This window comes from Gammaproteobacteria bacterium, assembly GCA_013697705.1.
GTDB lineage: Bacteria > Pseudomonadota > Gammaproteobacteria > UBA6002 > UBA6002 > UBA6002.
Window position 1 is genome coordinate 33,917 of record JACCWJ010000002.1, and the last position, 24,335, is coordinate 58,251.

Below are 24,335 nucleotides of genomic sequence, written 5' to 3' on the forward strand. Positions count from 1 at the left end.
TATTGGTCACATGCTTACTGCTTCAGGCATGGGCTCGCTGTCTATGATTTTACAATTATTTGCAACAAAAATGAAACATCCTACTCTTTTTGCAACTGAGAACCCAGTTGATATTTTGCAAGGAACTCCGTTTCGGCTACTCACAGACAAAGAACCATGGGAATCAAATTATCCACGTAGAGCGGCAATTAATGCATTTGGCTTTGGGGGAAATAACGCACATCTGATTTTGGAAGAATTCAATCCAGCGCTTGGATTTAATCCTTCGAATTACTCACGTTCATTGTTTATTGAAGAACCCATTGTAATAACTTCTTTGGCGTCGATTATTGGGGTAAATAATTTACATGAACTTATAAATCAGTTTTATTTTTCAGATACGCCCTTAAGTGAAAAACAGCGCCGAATTGACAAAATAAATTTCAATATAAGTGAATTAAATTTGCCTCCCAAGAATCTTGAGAAATCGTTAGGACAACAATTAATCGTATTGAAGCTTGTTGATCAATTATTAGAAAATATTTTATTTCCAGATAACTATACCATTAGTGTGATGATAGGCATGCAATGTTCACCTGAAATGTGTCAACACGGTCTTCGGTGGCGTCTCCCAACTTTGTTTACAGACACTCCACCTAAGGTAAAAGAGTGGCTTGAACAAGCACAAAAAACTTTACTTCATCCGTTAGAATCGGCAGACGGATTGGGTTGTATGGGAAATATTTTAACGAATCAAATCAATCGCAAATTTGATTTTAAAGGTCCAAGTTTTAGTATTTCTTCAGAGCAAGTCTCAGGAATTGATGCTTTAGAGGTAGGAATGTTGCAATTAAAACGGCATGAGGTTGATGCAGTGATAATTGGAGCCGTTGATTTATGTGTAGAACTTACTCAACAACATAGCATAGCCGCAATGGGTTTTAGCAAGAATGTAAGTGATGCAGTAGCTATGATGATTTTAATGCGGCAAACAGAAGCTCAATCATTAGGAGCGACTCAAGTTGCAAGATTGGATATTACTCAAAAAGAAGACGATTCATCAAAAGCCACTGATTTTTACAAACTTTTTAATTATCATGATCAATTTGGATACTCACATGCTACTCATGGACTGTTACAAATAATGTGGGGTGCTATTTGCTGTTCACAAAAAACACTTCCGGGGAAAAATAAATTACGTCCTAAACCGTGGGCGCCTCGTGTAAAGGAAGGTAGAAGTATCATTTTCAATCCTGATAGTTTTATTACCTTTTCAAAAGGAGTCAAAGTTTCTGAATGTTCGGGGTCAACACTCACTTATTTAGATAGGGATGAAATTACACTTTATGTGTTTTCAGGTGAAACCAAAATAGAGTTGAAAAATAATATTAGTGATTTGAAACAAAGTGCTGATATGCCTCATCGTCTTGTGGTATTGGTAAGAGATGAAAATGAGTTAAGAGAAAAACTTGAACAAATAGTTTCATCATTAACTAAGTTAGGTGATAATTTTGCTGACAATAACCTGTATTATTCTGAAAATAATTTTGAGGGTAGTGTTGCTTTTATCTATGAATGCAATTCAGAATTATACCCACAAATCAGCTATGATTTAGCTATTACATACCCGCAGCTAATAACCAATCTATCCTTAATCATTCCTAATCTACAACTAACTTTAGATAGTCTATATGATTATCATGATCCATTTTATCTCAGCCATTCACAAAATGAGGCAGCGCTGCATTTTATTCGCGGGCTGCAGCTGCAATTTTTTAAATATTTATTTAATTTTGAAGCGCTCGTAATTGCAGATTCTTCAGAAAATATTCATCAAGCCTATAGAGATGGCGTTCGTACTTTTGTAAAAATAGGTCCTGGAACGATTTTAAATGAATCATATAAACCATTCATTGAGAGCGGTAGTCGTTTTTTTGCTTGTGATGATCGTTCAAACTCCTCATTAAATCAAATATTTTCTGTAGCAGCCCAACTTATAGTAGGCGGAATTATTGTTCCTAAATTGCCTTTAATATTAAATCAAGGTGAGTTATGAAAGGTAAAAAAAATGTAAACATTGAATTTCAGGCGCATTATCCTGATCCTGATTTCACACCTCCATACGAATCCACTAAGGGGTTTTTGCGAAGGAAGGAATTTATAAAAAATGATTATCCGGGGCCAAAATTTACCCGTGAAGATTTAATTTATCTATCTCATGGATCGATCTATAAGCTATTTGGTGAAATTTTTAAACCTCAAGATCAATATGCTAAACAAGTGCGCCTCCCCGAACCTCCCTTATTACTTTGTGGTCGTGTATTAGGCATTAAAGGCGAAGCAGGCACTTTAGGAAAGGGCACTATTTGGACTGAAACTGACGTGGTTACTAACGGCTGGTATTTACACTATGATCGAATGTTACCGGGCTTGTTGCTGGAGGCGGGGCAAGCTGATTTATTACTTATTTCATGGCAAGGAATTGATTTAATAAATCGTGGTGAGCGTGTTTATCGCGTGCTAGGCTCGGAATTAACTTTCCATCAAATGTTACCAAAACCCGGGGATCTGTTAGCTTATGAGATTAATATAGATAGTCATGCAAAGCATGCTGATATTAGATTATTCTTTTTCAATTTTAAATGTTTGGTTAACAACGTGCCTGCTCTCACGGTTCATACCGCTCAAGCAGGATTCTTCACACAGGAGGAATTAAATAATTCTCAAGGTGTTTTGTGGAACCCTGAATCTGCCGATTATACTGAAGATGTGGTCCCCTTAGCGCCTGTGGTCAAGTGCCAACATAGAGAATTAACTAGAGAACAACTTGAACAATTTGCAGCAGGGAATGCATGGAATTGTTTTGGTAAAGGTTTTGAAATGGCGGCAATACATACTCAAACGCCTAATATACCACCAGGCGAACTTCTATTAATTAACAAGGTCGAGATATTTGATTCACAAGGGGGGCCAGCGAAACGAGGATATCTTCGTGCAATCCAAGATATTTCTCCCAATGACTGGTTTTTTAATGGGCATTTTTATAATGACCCTTGCATGCCCGGATCATTAATGTTCGATGTTGGTTTACAAACCATGGCAATATATATGACTGCTTTGGGGATGACTTTAGATAAAGACGGATGGAGATTCCAGCCTATTTTAAATACTAAATATACTTTACGTTGTCGTGGTCAAGTGATTCCCACTTCCAAAAAAGCAGTATATGAATTATTTATTGATCGTGTCATTTATGAACCCAGGCCGCAACTATGGGCACATATTTTGACGACTGTGGATGGGAGAAAAGCATTTCATGTAAAAATGGGACTAGAGCTTGTGCTTGACTATCCTGTTAAGGAGGCCGTTATATATGCCATAGAGGGTACAGATTTCGACTCTGTTCCTCAGCATCAAGGTTTTAAGTTTGATCTAAAATCCATTCAACATGGTATTTATGGCCCACCTACAAAAGCATTTGGAAAAGAATTTCATATTTTAGATAAAGGCGAAAGAAGAACGACTTTTTTCCCCAGCCCTCCGTATAGTTTTTTAACACGCATTGCTGAAGTAACGGGGAAATTTGGCGAGTGTGATAAAGATTCTAGCGTCATTATGGAATATCATATTCCACCTAATGCTTGGTATTTTCAAGAAATAAATCCTGTCATGCCTTTTTCGGTGATGATGGAAGTTGTTTTGCAGGCATGTGGTTGGTTAGCAACTTATATGGGATCTCCCTTAAAAGTAACTAAAGGTGTTCACATTCGCAATTTAGATGGAAAGGGAATTCTCCATAGGGAGGTAACTTCCAAAGATAAAATGGTTATTACAAAAGCACGTTTAAAAAAATATTCCCAAGTGGGCGATCTGATCATCATTTCATTTTATATAAATTGTTATACTGAAACTGGCCAAGAAATTTATTCTCTAGAATCGAGTTTCGGTTATTTCACTCTAGAAGCATTTGCAAGACAAATGGGTATTCCCGTTAAAGAAACTGAAAAGACTGTCCTCCAAGATATTTCTGACTTTGAATGTGATACGAGAACCCAAATTGTTTCTGGAAGTAAATTGCAACTACGAAATGACAAGTTATTAATGATAGACAAAATAACGGGTTATTGGCCGGAAGGCGGAGAACACAAGAAAGGAAGATTGCGAGCGATAAAACACGTAGATCCATCATTGTGGTTTTTTAAAGCTCACTTTTTTCGAGATCCTGTGCAGCCTGGATCGCTGGGAATAGAAGCTTTATTGCAATTAATGCAATTTTACATGCTGCAAAAAAACATGGACGAAGGGTTTGTCTCACCCTATTTTGAACCGATCATGCTAAATCATGAGCATGAATGGAAATATAGAGGTCAGGTTCTTCCTCATCAAAAATTGATCACAATTGTAATTGACATTATGGAAGAGGGTAAAAATGATAAGGGATCTTATGTTATCGCATCTGGAAGCTACTGGATTGATGGGCTAAAAGTGTATGAGGCTAATCTCGGCATGAGAATCAGTGAGTATCCTTTTAGTGAAACCAAAGAAGAAGACACCATTGAAAATGATTATCCCGGTTTAAAATTAAATCGCTCCCAACTTATTGATTTAACCAAAGGCAATGTTGCAGATGTTTTAGGAGAAAAATTTAGAGAGGTTGAAAATTACCTGCATAAAATTTCAATCCCTAAGGGAGATTTGCTTCTTTTTGATCGTGTGTTAGGAATGGACGTTCCACCTAATCAAATGTCAAAAGCCAAACTTTGGAGTGAAACATATATCAAAAAAGGGGAATGGTATATGTTTCATAATCACATGATGACGGGACCTTTAATTGAATCAGGGCAATCCCATATATTACTTGTTATTTTGATGGGTCTTGATTTTATATTTAAAGGGACACGGTTCTATCGTATGCTGGGAAGTGACCTCACTATTTTAGGTCATCTTCCCCCTGACAATAAAACTTTATTTTTTAACGTCGAAATTACAGGATCATTAATTAAACAAGAAAATTATCTTTTCTTTTATGATCTGCAATGTTATTGCGAAGGCAAATTACTGGTTGAGGTAAAGAATGCGCAGTTTGGATTTTTTACACGAGACGAATTGAAAAATACACAAGGATTACTCTGGAATCCGACTAAAATCTCAATACCCCCCGCAACAACCAAAAGCGAATTTTCAGAGGCAACTAAGTTTCGGAAATTTTCCAAGGAACAAGTTGAGGCATTTGTCGCAGGTGATTTAGAGCAATGTTTTGGACCACAATTTTCATTAGCATCCACTCATCGAAGAACCCCCACAATCCCAGGCGGTAAATATAAATACTTTGACGAAATTCTGGAGTTTAGTCCACAAGAAGGGATCGATCAAAGAGGGTACATGAAGGTGGCTTATTACCCCTTACCAAATGAGTGGTTTTTTGATTATCATTTTCCTAATGATCCCTGTATGCCAGGATCCTTGATGATAGAAGGAGCACTACAATGTCTATCTTTTTACCTCGCAGCCCTCGGTCTTACGCTCGATAAAGATGGGTGGCGTTTTGAGCTTATAAAAAACGAAACCTTTAAATTACGTACACGTGCGCAAGTTGCTCCAACTACTAAGATCGCTACCTACGAAATTTTCGTTGAGCAGATTTATACTTCTCCTCGACCTACCATAATCGCTCATGTGTGGGGAAAAGTAGATGGTATTTCCTCTTCACATGCACGTTTAGGTTTAGAGCTAGTGCCTGATTGGCCATTAGCTGAAGATGATCCGAAAATTGTAAATTATTATAATGATCGTCCCGCCTTTTCCTATCAAGATTTCACTTATGATTACCCCTCTTTACTCTTTTTTGCTGAAGGCAAACCATCAAAAGCCTTAGGGCCCGCTTATCAAGAATTCGACGATGGTCGACGAATTACTCGATTACCCTGTGAACCATTTCTGTTCATTTCTCGTGTAGTTTCAGTCGACGCGCCTCCTGGTAAACCTATAAGAAATGTGCAAGCGATATTTGAATACGATGTAGTAAAAGACGCATGGTATTTTGAAGGAAACTCATATCTTCCCTATTTTGCATTGCTTGAAATTGCCTTGCAACCTTGCATATGGCTGGGCAGTTATTTGGGAAGTTTCTTAGCGCCTGATAAAGTTATTTTATTCAGAGTTCTTACCGGAAAAGCTATCTTAAAACAACCCATTGGCGCTTCAACCTCACGTGTTAGTGCTCATCTTGTATTAAAAGATTTTTCCAAATTAGGAAAAACGACTATCGACACTTTTGAAATTAATTGTTTTGATGAGCATCAAAATTTACTTTATCAATTAGAATCACAAGTAGCTTTTGTTCCAGAAGAAGCTTTTGACACTGTAAAAGGATTACCTGTTGCAGCGTTCGAACAAGAAATTATGGCTACTCCTGACACCTCCTTGTCGTCATTACCCTTTATCATACCATCAGATAATCAATTACGTTTGGTAGATGCAGTCACGGGTTTTTGGGCTGAAGGCGGAACTAAATCTTTAGGACTGATTCGCGCAGTACGCAAAGTAAGCCCACATGATTGGTACTTCAAAGCACACTTTTTTCAAGACCCGGTGCAACCCGGCTCTATCGGGATTCAAAGCATCATTCAACTTATGCAGATTTATTATCTTTCTCAACAAACTGATGCAGTTAATAAACAATTCATTGTGATACCCAATCAAGAACACTATTGGAAGTGTCGCTCTCAAATACTACCTCATCATAAAGAAGTAGTTTTTATCGTTGATATCCAGGATAAAAATTTTGATAAAGATAAAAACTATATAATCGCTAATGGTTCCTGTTGGGTAGATGGATTGAAAATTTATGAAATAAAAAATATTGGGATTACGACTGTTGATTAAAGGGGTAATTCGATGATAAATAAACAGATACCGCACATTGAGACCACCGCGCAGGGTATTGCAGACTTGGCAGCCTCTTATTATTTACCCCTGGTCGTAGTACGAGATCAACATCAAAAGTTGGGGGCTTTTCTTCAGGGTGAAGATAATATTGAAGCGATTCTTCGGCAGTTAAATTTATCCTTAGTGGGAATTATTCCTGCTATTTATCCTGAGTTATTGGGCGATCAAAGATTCACTCAGATTCATGGCTGTCGCTATCCGTATATAGTCGGTGAAATGGCAAATGGAATTGCAACCGCGGATATGGTGATTGCTAGCGCGAAAGCGGGTTTGATGGGGTGTTTTGGCGCCGGAGGCTTGGTGCCTGAATTAGTTGAAAAAAATATAAAATATATAAATTCAAAATTGTCAGATCAAGAAATAAATTGGTCTTCAAATCTCATTCATAGCCCCAATGAACCGACAATAGAAGAAGCAGTGGTGCAACTTTATTTGCATTACAAGGTGCGTCGGATATCAGCTTCTGCGTATATGACACTTAGTTCTGATGTTGTTCATTATGCCTGTAAGGGTCTACATATTAATTCTCAAGGTATTATTGAGAGAAGCAACTTTATTATGGCAAAAATTTCTAGACCAGAAACTGCGTTGCATTTTATGAAGCCTGCTCCAGAAAAAATGCTTGCGCTATTAGTTGAACAAGGGAAATTAACACATCAAGAGGCTGAACTTGCACGTCACATTCCTTTAGCACAAGACATCACCGTCGAAGCAGATTCAGGTGGGCATACAGATAATCGTGCGTTAACTGCTTTGTTTCCGACCATTATGCAATATGCAAAAAAAATCACTCTGGAACACCAAAATCGTTTTCAATTTCGTATTGGCGCTGCAGGAGGTATTGGGACACCTGAGGCAGCTACAGCAGCATTTTCGATGGGCGCTGCTTACATTTTAACAGGCTCTATCAATCAAGCTGCAGTTGAATCAGGATTATCAATGATAGGGAAAAAAATGTTAGCTAAGGCTGATATGGTCGATGTGATGATGGCTCCAGCAGCAGATATGTTTGAATTAGGCGTAAAGCTACAAGTACTCAAAAAAGGCACTTTATTTGGAATGCGTGCTGCTAAATTATATGAGGTCTATAGTAACTACAAATCATTTCAAGAAATTCCACAATTGACTAAAAATAAACTCGAACAAGAACTGTTTCATGATACTTTAGAAAATATTTGGTTAACCACACGTGAGTTTTTTTTAAAACGTGATGTAAAACAAGTGGCCCTCGCAGAAAAAAATGAACACTATAAAATGGCATTAGTATTTCGATGGTATTTAGGTTTGTCCAGTCGTTGGGCAATTACGGGGCAGCAAGATAGATTATTCGATTACCAAATTTGGTGCGGCCCGGCTATGGGCTCTTTTAATGACTGGGTTAAAGGGAGTTTTCTCGAATTGCTAGAAAATAGAACGGTGGTACAAATTGCCAAAAATATATTGGCTGGAGCTGCATATTTAACAAGAGTTTATCAGCTTAAAAGCTTCGGTTTTGAGTTCCCAGTCGGGACCTCTGATTTTAAACCAGAAAAATTTTCATGATAATAATTGGGAAAGATTATGAAAGACATTAAGGTTAGATTAGTCACGGATCCTCAGGAGTTAGAAGAGGTTTATAGATTTCGTTACAAAGTCCTCATCGACATTAACAGGTTTCCTGATTCAATGAATCATGAAACTAAACAACTAGAAGATTCTGTTGATAAGAAATCATACATATTGGCTGCATTTGATAATGATAAAATGGTAGGCACATTAAGATTTTTGAAATTTTCTGATATCTTGCCAGAGGAAAATAAATTTGATTGCCGACATAATATCTTTCGTTTTGAAAATGTGTCACCCAAAAATTCTGTTGAAATTGGAAGATATATAGTAGAAAAAGACTATGAAAAACACGGTGTAGGGGTGCAGTTAATGAAGGAAACACTAATTCTTCAATCTAAATACGATCCCCATGTAGAGTATGTTTTCATTGAAGTATATGAATGTTTAGTTCCATATTACAAATTTTTAAATTTCAAAGTTTTTTCAGACCCCGTCTATGTTGAAGCTTATAATGACTCATTAGTTCCAATGGTGCTTGAAGTAAAGGATGTTGCGAAACAGTTTGCTTTGAAAAAGGAATAAAGTTCCCATGTAACCTTGGTGAAATTATGGAACCAAGGCAATCTGAATGCCCCTAGAGTGGGCGTCCTAGCCTATGGATCGCTTTGGGTGCGAGTAGATACGCATAATGTTCATGTCTAACCGAAATAGAACTATTGGGATGCTTTTTGCTGTGAGGAATCTGTACCCTTCCTAGGGGCGAGATTTTAGTTTATCAATGAGCTGTATGAAAAAGTCATTTGACCAAAGTCGTACACTGTCAGTATTTTTTAAAAAAGGTACCACGTCATCTTTCGCTTGATTAAAATCAATTTTCGCAATTTTTTCCTCGATCATGGATACAAGCTCATCATGAGTTAATTTTTTATTTTTCTGCCAATGATTGGTTTGTTGCAATCGTTTCTCTAAATGCTGAAGATTTACTGGAATTTCGCGTGCAATATACCATACAAGATCATACCAATGACGTCCTTTGATTCTATTTTTCCAGGGTCTGCAGAGAATGGCGTGCATTTTCCCCGCAAATAAATCAGAAGGAACATAAGTATTTACTGAAAATGGAATGGGCACGAGCAATATTTTAGCTTCAGTCTGAAACCCGCCTGGAGGATTTACGTCTACCTCTAGTTTGATTTTTAATAGCTCATCACGATGTATTATATTATTAATCTCAAAGGGCATTTTTATTTTTAATAAATTTGTTTTCGTTCCAGCCTTTATAAAAGCAGATTTTATACCCGTAGCATATTCTTTATTTTTGGTTTCAATCGTGACTTCAAAACCTATACCTTGCAATTCCATTTGTATTGCCTTTAAGTATTCATCTAGGGAAAAATTAGGATCCTTAGATAATAAGGAAAAGTCTAAGTCTTCCGAAAAACGATCTAGGCCATACAAGATTCGAAGCGCCGTTCCCCCATAAAATGCAGCTTTCTCAAAAAATTTTGATCGCCATAAACCTAATAAAGCAATTTCCTGTATGATTTCTTTAAGTGCGTTTTCATAATCTTTTCTACTTTTACAGTCATAACGCTGCAACATAAACTCTAATGCTTCGTTCATTATAATTTTTCCTTTTCAAAAAAATCCACCAATGAAAAAACATTCGCATTGGAATAAGTTAATGCTATTTGTCGCATTTTCTTCAGATCCAGATTGTGGACTTTATCAGGATACAGCCGCAAATCTTCATAGAGGTATTTAGCTACATCTTGCTCGTGATTCAGCTTCAGACCAGGACTTTCTAACACAATTTTATCAACTAATGCTTTCTCAGGCGTTGCGAATAATACAGGATGTGTATCATCAATTATTATTTGAGTAATGCCAACAGGATACTTTTTGGCGTTGAGATAGCGATAAGTAAAAAAACCGGCAGGGGTTTCAAAAGTTTTATCTCGTTTATTAGTAACACTCGTAATCACTTCCACCCTTTCGGGAATCATCCCATAAAAAGCTAAAGCGTACTCTAAAGATATGTAGGAAGGACCATAGATTAAATTGGCGAGTGTCTCTGTTATAAATGGTTTCTTGGCATATCGCTCACCAAAAATGTATAGACCTTTTTTGATACGTATTAAAGCTTTGGTTTTTAGTAAATGAGTAATTTTGTCTCGGGGATTAGAATAATTTTTTAAGAAGCTTGTTAGGAATAAATAATCTATTTCTTCATTAACAGCTGCTTTTCGTATTTGATCTATAATCATTGATCCCTCCAGTATGTCGTCAATTATTAGACATACTGGGTAAATAGTCAACTATACAGTTTGGTTTATTCGCAATTTTAATAGATTTTGAATCTACGACGATTGCTATAATTGCTGAGAACCTTGAGTGCAACACGCTCCTTAGTAAATTCCCACCAGTTTAGAAACTGCCTATGTCTAAGACATTAGTTCAATGAGCTGCTTATCTTTCCGTCAATAATCATTAAATGTGCCACCAGTAAGCCGATCGTCAATTTACATACTGGTAAATTACTTGCTAGTCCAATTATGGGAGTAATGCACTCTCCGGGAATCTTTCTGATAGCAAGGTGAGCTGATGGGCTATTAATTTTTTTGAGGCTGATTTATTTCGGATGGCGCGCCCGGAGAGATTGACTCAGGCCATCCTGGCCTTCGCCCCTTCGGGGCATTTGCTTTGCAAATGTCCAAAAATGCTTCCTGCATTTTTGCCGAACTCTTTCGTTCGAACTCTCCGGGAATCTTTCTGATAGCGATGTGAACTGATGGATTACTTATTTTTTTGAGGCTGATTTGTGTCGGATGGCGCGCCCGGAGAGATTCGAACTCCCGACCACTTGGTTCGAAGCCAAGTACTCTATCCAACTGAGCTACGGGCGCAGAGCTGGGGATTATACACAAATAGTTCTTCAGATAGGAATCGAAATATAACGATTTTGGATTTTAGCTGGCGATATTGTTTTCGTGAAACAGGGTCACGATATCTGCGTAAAGAGAATCGCGTAGGGCGTCATAATTTTTATGAGCGGACCATGTTGATAGTTGTAAATAAACGTCTGAGCCATCCAGCTCCACTATTGAGGCAGAGGGCAGGGGTGTCTTTAGGCTTAGGGGATTTTTTTTAGCCATCTCTACTAGCAGGGCTTTAATTTGGGGTAGATTTTCTTCACTTGATACTTTCAAATTCAGATCTAACCGCCTTGATTCAAAACGAGTTATATTTGTAATTTCAGATTTGATAAGTAATTCATTAGGGATTCTAACTAGGGTGTTATTCGCGGTTAAAATTTTGACCGAAAGCAAATCGATAGAAGAAATGATGCCGCTGGTATTGCCTACCTTAATTCTGTCGCCGATTTGAAAAGATTTCTCCATGATTAAAAATAAGCCGCTGATTATGTTAGAAATAGACGTTTGTGAAGCAATGGCAACTGCCGCTGTGGCGATGCCTGCAGAGCCTAAAAGAACACTCAGTTTGAATCCTAGTTGTTGCAAACCAGCCACAACAAAGAGAATTAGAATCGAAAAATAGATAATTTTTTGAAACACCATGGCCTGTTGAGAGGAGGCGTAGCGACCGAGGAGTTTTTCAGAAGCTTTGCTGGTGATGCGTGCCAGTAAAAACCCACTCACAATCAAGATGATCGTCTTAAGAATCGCCAACATTTGAGCTTCGTGAAAGCTGGAGACAAAATCACACATATTTTTCATGCAGTTTCCGGAAGATGAATTAACTAGATTTTGGAAATCTCTTCTTCCCAAGTTTCTTCGAGGTATTGGCGCTTATCAGTGACTTCTTTCCATTCATCAGCATCAGGAGGCGCATCTTTTTTAACAGTAATAGTAGGCCACTTTTTGGATAAGTCAGCATTGAGCTGAATAAATTCTTTTTTATCTTCAGGAACGTCATCGTCAGCATAAATGGCATCAACTGGGCATTCAGGCACACACAAATTACAATCAATGCATTCGTCAGGATCAATTATCAGCATATTGGGGCCTTCTTTGAAGCAGTCGACCGGGCATACTTCAACACAATCAGTGTATTTGCACCTTATGCAGTTGTCAGTAACGACAAAGGTCATTGTTCACTCCTTGCTAAGATAAAAGCTTGATTATAGTGGAATATAATGAAATTACTAGTAGTTTTCTTTTAAAATCAATATAATACCCCCTTATTTTCATCAAAAAAAGAGAGATTTTTTATGGTGCTTCCAGAGCAAATAAAAGAGTGGATTGAGACCGGCTTGCCCGGAGCAAACGCAACGGTCACTGGAGATGGACATCATTTTGAAGCTAAAATTGTGTATGAAGGTTTTCAGAATAAAACAATGATACAACAACATCGTATGGTGTATGATGCCTTGGGTGATAAAATGCAAAATACCATTCATGCATTATCAATGAAAACCTATCCTACAGATCACATTAAAGAGGGTTAATATGACAGTCCAAGAACGTATCCAACAACAATTACGTGATAATCCTATCGTTCTTTATATGAAAGGTACGCCGGAGCTTCCTCAATGTGGCTTTTCAAGTCGCGCAATCAATATTTTGCGGCAGTGCGGAGCGGATTATTTGACTGTAAATGTTTTAGAAGATTCTGAAATTCGTGAAGGAATCAAGGCATACGGAAACTGGCCAACTATACCCCAGCTTTATATTAATGGTGAGTTGATTGGTGGTAGCGATATCATGAGCGAGTTACTTGCGAGTGGTGAATTACAGACGCTTTTGACTAAAGTTGAGCAATAAACTAGGAAAAAAATTCGTCTTCATGGATGTTATCAGCAATAGGTTGGTCTCTTAGCGCAAAGACGCGTTGATACTTTTGAATTTCGGCTAATTGTGATTCAGATTTAGAGTGTTTGCGATCGAATTCATTAAGAAAAATATCAATGCTACTGACGTAGTTTCTTATTTTTTTACGGAACATGGATTTACCTTGTGCTAAGTTTAACTTCTTGATAGCTTACTTATTTTCGTTGAAATGTAAACCTATAATGAAGAATATTAGAGTGCCAACATTGCCTGAACTACATCTAGAGGGCTTTAGCTTCAAGGAGCTATTTGATCCTGAGGCGCTGGTGCGTCTCGACGAAAAATTTTTAAATTATCTAAAATTAAAAGATATTGCACTTCATGACGGATTGCTAGCATATCGTTTGAAACTCGCCCACTTCTCGCCTAAGGAACTCGGTAATCTATTAATCGAATGCGCAAGACATTTAGAATGGTTTGTCGGTCAACTCTTTCAAATTGAATCAGCCGTTACCAAGGCTCAAGTTACTGTATTAAGCAATGACCCCATTTTCTTGTTCAAACAATGGTATGTGTTACGTGAAGCCAAACGCAAATTAAACAAGGCAGGGGAATTTGACGATTTTTCTACCCTGACAATTTGGCTTATGCGTGCTTTAGCTGAGCACAATATCGACTATGCAACCGATCTAGAATTAGCCGTCAGCACGCTGGGTCAATTATTGTTAAACAACCCCGACTCATTCGCCCAAGAAATAGAAAAATTAGTAGCTTGGTGTGTCCAAGCTTTAACCGATCCAGAAGGGCATGAGTTTACCCAGGGTTGGACCTCTTTTCATCTTCCGAATCGTATTGATTATTCCCATCTTGTGCCCCTGCAATCTGTGCCTGATGATAACTTGGATCGTTTAGAAGGTAAGCCTAATAATTTGAGATTACGCGATGGGTTTAAATTAACCGATCCGCGTATGAATCAACGCCAAGTCTTGGGTGAAGTTCACTATTGTGTTTATTGTCATAAGAATGATGGTGACTTTTGCTCTAAGGGTTTTCCCGTCAAAAAAGGTGAACCGTCCCTTGGCTTCAAAACGAATCCATTAGATGAAGTGCTTACCGGTTGTCCTCTAGAAGAAAAAATATCAGAAATGCATGTGCTCAAACGCGATGGCTATAATATTGGGGCTTTGGCCATGGTCATGGTAGATAATCCGATGTGTCCAATCACCGGTCATCGTATTTGTAATGATTGTATGAAGGCCTGCATCTACCAAAAACAAGATCCAGTTAATATTCCACAAACGGAAACAGGGATTCTAATTGATGTATTGAACCTTCCGTGGGGAGTTGAAATTTACGATTTATTTACGCGATGGAACCCATTGCGTGACTCTCAATGGGTGGCTAAACCTTATAATGGTCTCAAAGTTATGGTGATGGGAATGGGACCTGCAGGGTTCACTCTAGCGCATCACCTCACTATGGAAGGTTTCGCAGTTGTAGGGGCAGATGGATTAAAAATTGAGCCGCTACCTTCGCGCTTTATAGAGGATCCTATTTTTAGTTATGAACACCTCAAGGAAGATCTGGATACCCGAATATTAGCGGGTTTTGGTGGGGTGGCCGAATATGGTATTACCGTAAGATGGGATAAGAACTTCCTTAAACTTATCTACATAACTCTTTCAAGAAGAAAGTTTTTTCAAGTTTTTGGCGGGGTGCGATTTGGTGGCACCTTGACTGTGGAAGATGCATGGGAGCTTGGCTTCGACCATATGGCGATTGCAGTAGGAGCCGGTCTGCCAAAAGAATTAAATATCGCCGGCAGTTTAGCCCCAGGTATGCGTCAGGCCAACGATTTTCTCATGGCGCTGCAACTTACGGGTGCCGCAAAAAAATGTAGCTTAGCGAACTTACAAGTCCAACTTCCGGCAGTGGTTATCGGCGGTGGCCTAACCGGTGTGGATACCGCGACTGAGGTGCAAGCTTATTATATTGCTCAAGTTGAGAAGACTTTAGAAAGATATGAAATCCTAGTGGCCCACTTCGGTAAAGAAGAGATTAAAGAACAATTTAATCATTATAACACCCTAGTATTAACCGAATTCTTGCTGCATGGCCGTGAAGTCAGAAAAGAAAGAATGCTTGCAAAACAAGAAGATAGGGAACCAAACTTCATCCCTTTGTTGAGAAGTTGGGGCGGTGTCACGATTGTCTATCGACGTAAATTACAAGAATCTCCTGCTTATACGCGTAATCATGAAGAAGTCACCAAAGCCTTTGAAGAAGGCATTTATTATGCAGAAGACCTAGAACCCACCGCGGCTCGTCTAGATGAATTTGGTCATGTCAGCTCACTGGTGTGCCAGAAAAAAGTAGGTGCAGCAGCCTGGGAAGAATTCATTATACCTTCGCGCTCAATTTTCGTTGCTACAGGAGCTAGGCCCAATATCGCGTATGAATTTGAGCATAGAGGCACTTTTCATCGAGAAGGATCTGAATACCAAACCTATCGCGAACACGATGATAAGCTGGATGTGATTTTCTCCGATGGTAACTGCAAGGTAGAAGAGTTCGGTCCCTTTACCAGCTATCAATCAAATGGCTACCGCGTATCTTTTTTAGGTGACACTCATCCTATTTTTCATGGCAGCGTGGTTAAGGCAGTGGCTTCGGGAAAAAGAACCTATCCCAAAATTGTAGCGCTATTTGGAGAGCGTGTTTCTGCTGTCGGCTCGATAAAAGAATACGAAAAATTCGCAGATAAAATCCAATATTTATTTAATGCCTCAGTCGTAACTATTAAACGTCTATCACCGACTATGTTAGAACTAATCATAAAAGCGCCAATGGCAACAAAGAATTTTAAAGCGGGACAATTTTATCGCGTTCAAAATTTTGAAAGTAATGCACCACTAGTGGGTGCAACACGCTTATTATCCGAAGGTGTTGCCTTGATTGGTGCCAGTGTAAATCAACAAGAAGGATTGATTTCATTACTGGTGATAGAGGAGGGTGCAAGTACTCGTATTTTTGCCACTTTTAAAGAAGGGGATCTCATTTCATTAATGGGCCCGACGGGTGTACGCTCGAAGATACCTCAGGATAAGGAAACCGTATTAATCATTGGCGGCAGAATGGCGAGTGCTCATTTGAGAGCGATTGGTCCTACATTAAAGGAATCAGGAAACAAAGTCTTGTATATAGGCAATTATGAAACTGCCGGTGAAGTAAGTCATAAAAAAGAGTTAGAGGCTGCCTCGGATGCCATCTTATGGATTACTCAAGAAGGCCCGCTTGTGGAGACAATCCGTAAACAAGATATTGCAGCATCAGGTGAATTTATGAAAGTTTTAGTGGAGCAGTTAGATAATAATAATATCGAATTGCAAAGTGTTAATCGCGTTCATGTTGTTGGCACTCATCGTTTTATAAAATTAATGCAATCTGCAAAAGAATCTATTTTGAAAAATCAATTTAAACCAAATACACAATTTATTGCATCCATCTACGGACCGATGCAATGTATGTTAAAGGGCGTGTGTGCGCAATGTCTGCAGTGGCAAATTGACCCTGCGACCGGTAAAAGAACAAAAGCAGTTTTTGCTTGCTCGTGGCAGGATCAGTCAATAGATATTGTTGACTTAGAAAATCTCGACGCTCGTTTGTCACAGAATCAGATGCAAGAACAGTTAACCAATTTGTGGTTAGATTATTTGTTCGATTATCATGAAGTTTCTCGCATCTAATGTAAGATTAATGTTTTTTTTATTATGAGGTGATCAATGGAAAGACCTAAAAAAAGTAATTATTCAAATCCGGCTCCAAAACATAAAGGTGTGCGTTACGGCGGCGGTAATTTTATTTACGATGTTTATAATTCTGGCGGAAGACGGCTTTACCGCATTTCAAACCTCGAACTAGCATTACTCTCTATTTTAGGAGGTGCTTTTATTTGCGCCGGTACTTTATTTTCGCTCTTGATCATTACTGAGGTAACCTCGGTGGGAATGCAATACCTGCTCAGCGCTTTAGGCTTGACGACAGGTATGCTGCTGGTTCTCCTGACCAATTCCGTATTATTTACTGAAGCCAACATTTATGTGCCCAATAATTTCTATCATATTACGATGATGAGAGGGTGGTTACGCTTATTCAGATTTTGGCTAATTTCTTGGTTTGGCAATATAATAGGCGCCTTTGTTTTTGCTTATCTTGTTTACTTGACTCAAGAACATTCAGCTATTTTCAAACAAAATCTTGCCACTATCATTAATGCTAAACTAGTTCACTCCCAAACTCATAACTTCCGCAGTACAGGCGAATTAATTCTGTCAGGCATGTTGGCCAATTGGATCATTGGCTTTGTTGCTTATTTTGCCTTGGTATCTAGAAATCTAATGAATCAATTTGTTATCGTGTTATTAGCATTTGCCCTAGTAATAGCCGCCAACTTTCAATACTTTCCCTTTAATGTAAGTTACTTGAGTTTGAATACATTTTTGGGCGCCCCAATGCCTTTGTCAGAAGCTATCTTCTTTAATTTAATTCCAGTTAGTTTAGGGAATATTTTAGGAGCAGGTTTGCTGGTGGCGGCCCCATTATTGTTTCTCTCTAAGAAAAGGTAGTAATGACTGATTTTACTGTACCGATAACAATACCTAACCTTTTTTCTCCTGAAAAAGAAAAGGGCTTTATTGATAATATTAAAGCCCTTTTGAAAGAACGTAATGCTGTGCTCATCGCACACTACTATGTTGATGAAAAAATTCAGATGTTGGCTGAGGAAACAGGGGGCATTGTTGCAGATTCACTTGATATGGCCAAGTTTGGTCAAGCACATCCCGCAACTACCCTAGTGGTGGCGGGTGTGAAATTTATGGGCGAAACGGCTAAAATTCTGAGTCCAGAAAAAACAATTATTATGCCAACACTGGAGGCCACCTGCTCACTGGACTTAGGCTGTCCTTATGATGAATTTAAAGAATTTTGTCAGTCGCATCCTGATCGTACCTCTGTTGTTTACGCTAATACTTCTGCCGCAATAAAAAGTATTGCAGATTGGGTGGTCACTTCAAGTATTGCGGTAGAGGTAATTGAATATCTCCATTCACAGAATAAAAAAATAATCTGGGCGCCCGATCGCTTTCTAGGGAGCTATCTTCAGAAAAAAACACAAGCTGATATGATATTGTGGCAGGGATCCTGTATCGTTCATGAAGAGTTTAAAGCACATGAACTGAAGAAATTAAAAAAAATCTATCCCGATGCGGCAGTCTTAGTTCACCCGGAATCTCCTGCAAACGTTATTGAACTTGCTGATGTAGTCGGTTCAACTTCTCACTTGCTTAAAGCTAGCGAAAAGCTTCCGAATACAGAATTTATTGTTGCCACGGATAAGGGCATTTTTTATAAAATGCAAAAGCATTCTCCACATAAGAAATTTATTGAAGCACCAACGGGGGGCAATGGAGCAACCTGCCGTAGTTGTGCGCATTGTCCATGGATGGCAATGAATAGTCTTGAAAATCTTGAGTCTTGTTTAGTAAAGGGCCACAACGAAATTTATTTAACAGATGATGTGATAGCTAAGGCGAAAATACCGCTTCAGCGAATGATTGAATTTAGCTATAGTTAATTATTATTCACGACACATCTTAGGATGTTAAGTTGCGAAGTTGTATCGATTGGATTGAGTAAAAATGCAGGAAGTGTAATGGAATATGCTAAGGTGCAGCATGAAGAATAAATTAGACAAGGAAATTAGTCCCTACCTTAAAATGCATGCAAATAATCCAGTAGCATGGTATCCCTGGGGTGATGAAGCGCTAGACAAAGCGGCAGAAGAGAATAAACCTATTCTACTTTCTGTAGGATACACAGCTTGTCATTGGTGTCATGTTATGGCACATGAATCTTTTGAAGATCCCGCGACCGCGCTGCTCATGAATAACTATTTTATTAATATCAAAGTCGATCGAGAAGAAAGGCCTGATTTAGATAAAGTGTATCAACTGTCTGCCCAGTTACTAACGAGACAAGTAGGGGGCTGGCCTCTAACCGTTTTTTTAATGCCTAAAACCCATATCCCCTTTTTTGCAGGGACCTACTTTCCTAAAATTCGCATGGCAAATTATCCTTCATTCAAGGAAGTGATTGAATATGTACATAGCATATTCAACAATAATCAGGAACAAATCGTTCAACAGAATTTCTCTTTTAATGAAATTATCAAGGAACTAGAATCACAATCCGCTTTGCAGGCGACTTCACTCAATATTGAACCCTTTCATGAAGGCTTGCGACTACTGATGGCTAGTCACGATTCTCAAAACGGTGGTTTTGGCAAAGCACCTAAATTCCCGATGACAACGGCACTATCTCTATTATTAACGGGTTATGTATCGGGAAATGCTGATTCGGCAAAAATTCTTTTTAATTCTATTATTAAAATGATTCAGGGCGGAATTTACGATCATGTTGGTGATGGATTCTTCCGATATTCTGTTGACGAAAAATGGGATATTCCGCATTTTGAAAAAATGTTATATGACAATGCATTGTTGCTGACATTACTTTCAGAAATCTATGCGGCCACAAACTGCACGAATGATTACCCAGGAAATAAGCAAACAATTTTACACGCAATGCGCGGAACGGCCGAGTGGATGATTCATGAAATGGAGTCGCCCGAAGGGGGATACTATGCAACTCTGGCAGCGGATAGTGAAGGCAAAGAAGGTGAGTTTTATGTTTGGACTCAACAACAAATAAAAGTTATTTTAACGGATGACGAATATGAGGTAATAAGCCACTATTTTAATCTAAATCAGTTGCCAAATTTTGAACAGTCGTTTCATTTCAAAATTGCGTTAACACCTCACGCGATTGCTGCGCAACTAAAAACGGATGTTGCCACCATTTTAAACACCATCCAATCGGCAACAGAAAAACTTTATGCTGCCCGCCAGAAAAAAATCAAACCAGAACGTGATGAAAAAATAATTCTAGCCTGGAATGGACTTGCAATAAAAGCAATGGCATTGACGGGTTTCTATCTTCAAGAAAAACAATATATTGCAGCTGCAAAGAAATGCTTGGATTTTATTCGTAAAAATCTGTGGCTAGAAAACAAGCTTTACTCGGTATACAAAGAAGGTGAAGTACGACAGCTGGCTAACTTAGATGATTGCGTATTTTTAATGGAAGGTATTTTATTTCTATTGCAAGCAGAATGGTCGAGTGAAACTTTTGCGTTTCTACAAATAATTCTTGTCTACTGTTTAGATCAATTTGAAGATAAGTCAGCGGGAGGTTTTTACTTCACTGGTAACAATCATGAACCATTAATTTATCGTCTCAAACAATATACCGATGAATCAATTCCTTCCAGTAATGCTCTCCTTACAAAAATACTACTTCAAATGGGTTATTTATTAGGAGATAACAAATTACTATTGAGTGCTGAACATAGCCTCAAAAATGCTTTCCCCCATCTACAGAAAACACCTGATTATTATTGTTCTTTTCTAGACGCCTTAGTCTTTTACTTTAATCCTCCGCAGATAATTATTATAAGAGCGGACGAGAAGAGCATGAGTAGCTGGAAAAATGTTGTCATTAATAATTATCACCCCAATAGACTGTGTTTTATCATCCCCGAAAATCAGGCTTTGCCTCAACTCTTGGATATTAAAAAAATGATTGCTGGAGGTGTCGCATATTTTTGTAAAGGCCCTGAGTGTCTAGCGCCCATTTTAACCCCACAGGATTTAGCGAATGAATTCCAATCTAATAAATTTAGAGTTACAGGATAAAATATCTCTGCTTGGACTCGATAAAATAAAACGGCATATTTTTTTATGTTGTGATCAGACTACCCCTAAATGTTGTACCCAGGAAGCGGGGCTGCTTGCGTGGGAGTTCCTCAAAAATCGGCTAGCTGAGCTGCACATGGCAGGTGAATTTGGCATCTACCGAACCAAAGCTAACTGCTTAAGAATATGTAAATTCGGGCCTATTGCGGTCGTCTATCCTGATGGAATATGGTATCATTCATGCACCCCCGAAGTACTGGAACGTATCATACAAGAGCATCTTGTTCACGGTCATCCAGTTGAAGAGTACATGATCAAAAAAGAGTAATCCATGCAGCAGTTTACAGGGCCCATTAAAAAGCTAGTATCACATCTAAGTGAGCCAATTACATACTCATTGCCCGTGGGTGATGAAAATATCGCATTAAATCCTTTAATTGGACGAAAAATTTCTTTAGCTTATCAGCTTGAAATTTACTGCGTTCAGTGTAATAGAAAAACGACAAAAAGTTTTCAGCAAGGATATTGTTACCCCTGTTATCGCAAATTGATGGATTGTAACCTCTGTATTATTCATCCTGAAAAGTGTAATTATCCTAAAAATGAATGTCCAGACACTTGGGAGCATGAACATTGCAAGCAAGACCATATTATTTATTTGGCAAATTCCTCCGGCCTTAAAATTGGCATCACGCGCAGCACTCAACTGCCCACGCGGTGGATTGACCAAGGCGCCAGCCAAGCTATTCCTCTTTTTAAGGTGAGCAATCGCTATCATTCTGGAGTGGTAGAAACACTTTTTAAAAAATATATTGCTGATAAAACTAATTGGCGCAAAATGCTTAGCGTGGGAATTACTACATTTGACATGATTGCAGTAAAAGAGGAGTTGCTCCAAAAAGCACAACACGATCTTCATGATCTCTCGACAGAACATCCCCAAATTGAATGGCTTAATGACCCTGGCATAACGTTGTCTTATCCTGTGCATCAGTATCCACCTAAATTAACAGCACTTTCATTAGATAAATCGCCTGAAATTACGGCTCATTTATTGGGCATAAAAGGGCAATACCTCCTATTAGACTGCGGAGTAATCAATATTAGAAAACATAGCGGTTATAAAGTGACGGTTACTGTATAACCATTTGTCGCATTTAATCTGATTTATCTTTTTGTTGAGGGATAGATTCCTATTTGTGCACCGGTGATCAAGGGCGAACTACGCCCAAGGCCTGCCTTAAGTTTCTGATTTTTAGGTACTTATTTAAATTTCCCTGTTGTTGACAATGAATAACCAGCACTATAATATCGTGCTTTCTTTTCAGGTGGTAGGCTATGTGTGGGATAGCGGGTATAGTCTCGTTAAGTAAGAATCCAATAAAAGATCTCAACACCAAGCTCAAAGTGATGAATAAACTTATTGCTCACCGGGGGCCTGATGATGCAGGGGTGTGGATAGAAGCCACCCAACAAGCAGGATTGGCTCATAGACGATTGAGCATCATCGATCTATCAAAACATTCCCATCAACCGATGATTGGCCAAAATGGCACAGCCATAATATTTAATGGCGAGATATATAATTATCAACATCTTCAAAATACACTAAAACATCACTGGGATTTCACCACTCACTCAGACACAGAGACCATTTTAGCGGCATATGATCGTTACGGCGTTGATTGTGTTGACCACTTACGCGGCATGTTTGCATTTGCTCTTTGGGACAAAGATCGATTATTTATTTCGCGCGATCGATTTGGCATCAAACCTCTTTATTACACGGTGGTTAATCGAGAGTTTATTTTTGCGTCGGAAGTAAAAGCATTGCTGCCGTTTCTCGAAAACATAGCCACCGATCCTCATGCTTTCACTGACTATATTACATTTCAGTACCCCATCGGCGAAAATACCTTATTTAAAGACGTCTATCAGTTGATGCCGGGTCATAATTTATTGGTGCAAAATGGCGAGCTTAAGATATGGCGATATTGGGATGTTTATTACGATATTGACTATACAAGCAGTGCCGAAGACTTTCAGCAACGTTTTCAAGATTTAATGCATGACTCAGTGACAGCACATTTAACCAGCGACGTACCCGTTGGGTGTTATCTCAGTGGCGGCCTTGATTCGAGTTTAATCTCTTCGATGGCGTCTTCACATTCCTCCACTACAATTCCCTTCTTTCATGGCCGCTTTCTAGAAGGAGAGAGCTATGATGAAAGTCATTATGCCAAGTTAATGGCTTCACAGTGCAATGCCCCGTTGCATATTGTAGATATTACCTCCACAGACTTTATTCAGAATTTCGATAAATTGATCTACCATCTTGACTATCCAGTCGCAGGACCAGGAGCATTTCCGCAGTTCTTTGTTTCAAAACTGGTAAGTCAACATGTTAAAGTCGTTTTAGGTGGGCAGGGCGGTGACGAGATTTTTGGTGGCTATGCGCGCTACTTGCTTGCCTACTTTGAGCAATGTATTAATGCGGCTATTGAAGGCACTTATCAGAAGGGTAATTTTGTAGTGACTGCTGAATCTATTATTCCTCAGCTGGTGAGCTTAAAAGAATACAAACCCATGATAAAACAGTTTTGGAATAAAGGCTTGTTTGAGGATCTCGATAGACGCTATTTCAGATTAATTGATCGATCTGCGGATATTACGACAGAGATTTGCTGGGAACAGCTCGATCGTGGCTATACGTTTGAGCGTTTCCTCAAAATCTTTAATAGTACGAAAAATGTGCGCAAAGAGTCATATTTTGATAGCATGACACACTTTGATTTCAAATGCTTACTCCCGGGGCTACTGCATGTGGAGGATCGAGTCAGCATGGCGCATGGTATAGAGGCACGAGTGCCATTTTTAGATCATGCCTTAGTAGAATTTCTTGCCACCGTTCCAGCCGATGTCAAGTTCAAAGACGGGCAGATGAAGATTTTTTTAAAACAAGCTTTAGCTAAATATATTCCGAGTGAGATACACAACCGTCGTGACAAAATGGGTTTTCCAGTGCCCTTAAATGAATGGTTAGAAAACGATTTAAAAGATTTTGTTTATGATTTAATGCATACAGGTAAAGCAAAAAATCGTGAATTTATTAATTATGATGCCGTACTAAATAATTTAAAAAATGTTTCGAAGTACAGTAGAAAGATTTGGGCTTTTTTATGTCTAGAGCAATGGCATCAATTATTTCATGATAACGCACAGAGTTATCGTAATATGATTGTTAAAGGAGAATAAT

Annotated in this window: 18 protein-coding genes and 1 tRNA gene; 13 read left to right on the forward strand and 6 right to left on the reverse strand. The window is 38.6% G+C overall.

Going from position 1 to position 24,335, the window contains the following annotated elements:
• The first annotated feature begins 10 nt into the window (after positions 1-10).
• The 4 genes from H0U71_00280 to H0U71_00295 are packed head-to-tail and all read left to right on the forward strand — an operon-like array spanning position 11 to position 9,057.
• Positions 11-2,035, forward strand: a complete 2,025-nt coding sequence (locus H0U71_00280; protein ID MBA2653489.1) for a hypothetical protein — start codon at positions 11-13, stop codon at positions 2,033-2,035.
• Positions 2,032-6,864: a hypothetical protein gene (locus H0U71_00285; GenBank protein ID MBA2653490.1), complete on the forward strand. Its 4,833-nt coding sequence runs from the start codon at positions 2,032-2,034 to the stop codon at positions 6,862-6,864. Before H0U71_00280 ends, H0U71_00285 begins: the two co-directional genes overlap by 4 nt.
• A gap of 12 nt (positions 6,865-6,876) precedes the next feature.
• Positions 6,877-8,469 carry a PfaD family polyunsaturated fatty acid/polyketide biosynthesis protein gene (locus H0U71_00290; GenBank protein MBA2653491.1) on the forward strand — a complete coding sequence of 531 codons (1,593 nt, stop codon included), beginning with the start codon at positions 6,877-6,879 and terminating at the stop codon, positions 8,467-8,469.
• A gap of 18 nt (positions 8,470-8,487) precedes the next feature.
• Entirely contained in the window at positions 8,488-9,057 is a 570-nt protein-coding gene (locus H0U71_00295; protein ID MBA2653492.1) for a GNAT family N-acetyltransferase, read from the forward strand.
• A gap of 171 nt (positions 9,058-9,228) precedes the next feature.
• Here H0U71_00295 and H0U71_00300 read toward each other — a convergent pair whose 3' ends face one another.
• The 5 genes from H0U71_00300 to H0U71_00320 all read right to left on the reverse strand — a co-directional run bounded on the left by H0U71_00300 (position 9,229) and on the right by H0U71_00320 (position 12,586).
• A complete protein-coding gene (locus H0U71_00300) occupies positions 9,229-10,098 on the reverse strand; it encodes a nucleotidyl transferase AbiEii/AbiGii toxin family protein (protein ID MBA2653493.1) in 870 nt (289 codons plus the stop codon).
• On the reverse strand, positions 10,098-10,742 hold the full coding sequence (locus tag H0U71_00305; protein MBA2653494.1) for a hypothetical protein: 645 nt from the start codon (positions 10,740-10,742) through the stop codon (positions 10,098-10,100). The genes H0U71_00300 and H0U71_00305 overlap by 1 nt, the downstream gene beginning before the upstream one ends.
• Positions 10,743-11,304: 562 nt before the next feature.
• Positions 11,305-11,381 (reverse strand) — tRNA-Arg (locus H0U71_00310).
• 63 nt (positions 11,382-11,444) lie between these two features.
• Positions 11,445-12,212 (reverse strand): mechanosensitive ion channel family protein, encoded by a 768-nt coding sequence (locus tag H0U71_00315; GenBank protein ID MBA2653495.1) that lies wholly within the window; start codon positions 12,210-12,212, stop codon positions 11,445-11,447.
• A gap of 23 nt (positions 12,213-12,235) precedes the next feature.
• Positions 12,236-12,586 carry a ferredoxin family protein gene (locus tag H0U71_00320; protein MBA2653496.1) on the reverse strand — a complete coding sequence of 117 codons (351 nt, stop codon included), beginning with the start codon at positions 12,584-12,586 and terminating at the stop codon, positions 12,236-12,238.
• A 120-nt stretch (positions 12,587-12,706) separates the two neighbouring features.
• Here H0U71_00320 and H0U71_00325 point away from each other — a divergent pair, with 120 nt between their 5' ends.
• The gene (locus H0U71_00325; protein ID MBA2653497.1) at positions 12,707-12,943 is read left to right on the forward strand and encodes a BolA/IbaG family iron-sulfur metabolism protein; all 237 of its coding nucleotides are present in this window, start codon (positions 12,707-12,709) and stop codon (positions 12,941-12,943) included.
• Position 12,944: 1 nt separating this feature from the next.
• Positions 12,945-13,259, forward strand: coding sequence for a Grx4 family monothiol glutaredoxin (grxD, locus tag H0U71_00330; GenBank protein ID MBA2653498.1), 315 nt, complete (start codon positions 12,945-12,947; stop codon positions 13,257-13,259).
• Position 13,260: 1 nt separating this feature from the next.
• Here the strand turns inward: grxD and H0U71_00335 are convergent, their stop codons facing one another.
• Positions 13,261-13,440, reverse strand: coding sequence for a hypothetical protein (locus tag H0U71_00335; GenBank protein MBA2653499.1), 180 nt, complete (start codon positions 13,438-13,440; stop codon positions 13,261-13,263).
• Between the two features lie 67 nt (positions 13,441-13,507).
• On the opposite strand from H0U71_00335, the gene H0U71_00340 reads away from it, so the two are divergent.
• From H0U71_00340 to asnB, 7 genes are all read left to right on the forward strand, one after another.
• On the forward strand, positions 13,508-17,011 hold the full coding sequence (locus H0U71_00340; protein ID MBA2653500.1) for an FAD-dependent oxidoreductase: 3,504 nt from the start codon (positions 13,508-13,510) through the stop codon (positions 17,009-17,011).
• Positions 17,012-17,047: 36 nt separating this feature from the next.
• Positions 17,048-17,890, forward strand: coding sequence for a formate/nitrite transporter family protein (locus H0U71_00345; protein MBA2653501.1), 843 nt, complete (start codon positions 17,048-17,050; stop codon positions 17,888-17,890).
• A gap of 2 nt (positions 17,891-17,892) precedes the next feature.
• Positions 17,893-18,900 (forward strand): quinolinate synthase NadA, encoded by a 1,008-nt coding sequence (gene nadA / locus H0U71_00350; GenBank protein ID MBA2653502.1) that lies wholly within the window; start codon positions 17,893-17,895, stop codon positions 18,898-18,900.
• A gap of 100 nt (positions 18,901-19,000) precedes the next feature.
• Entirely contained in the window at positions 19,001-21,079 is a 2,079-nt protein-coding gene (locus H0U71_00355; protein ID MBA2653503.1) for a thioredoxin domain-containing protein, read from the forward strand.
• Positions 21,042-21,407 (forward strand): (2Fe-2S) ferredoxin domain-containing protein, encoded by a 366-nt coding sequence (locus H0U71_00360; protein ID MBA2653504.1) that lies wholly within the window; start codon positions 21,042-21,044, stop codon positions 21,405-21,407. Before H0U71_00355 ends, H0U71_00360 begins: the two co-directional genes overlap by 38 nt.
• A gap of 3 nt (positions 21,408-21,410) precedes the next feature.
• On the forward strand, positions 21,411-22,223 hold the full coding sequence (locus H0U71_00365; GenBank protein MBA2653505.1) for a DUF2797 domain-containing protein: 813 nt from the start codon (positions 21,411-21,413) through the stop codon (positions 22,221-22,223).
• Between the two features lie 194 nt (positions 22,224-22,417).
• A complete protein-coding gene (asnB, locus tag H0U71_00370) occupies positions 22,418-24,334 on the forward strand; it encodes an asparagine synthase (glutamine-hydrolyzing) (protein MBA2653506.1) in 1,917 nt (638 codons plus the stop codon).
• The last annotated feature ends 1 nt before the right edge of the window (position 24,335 follow it).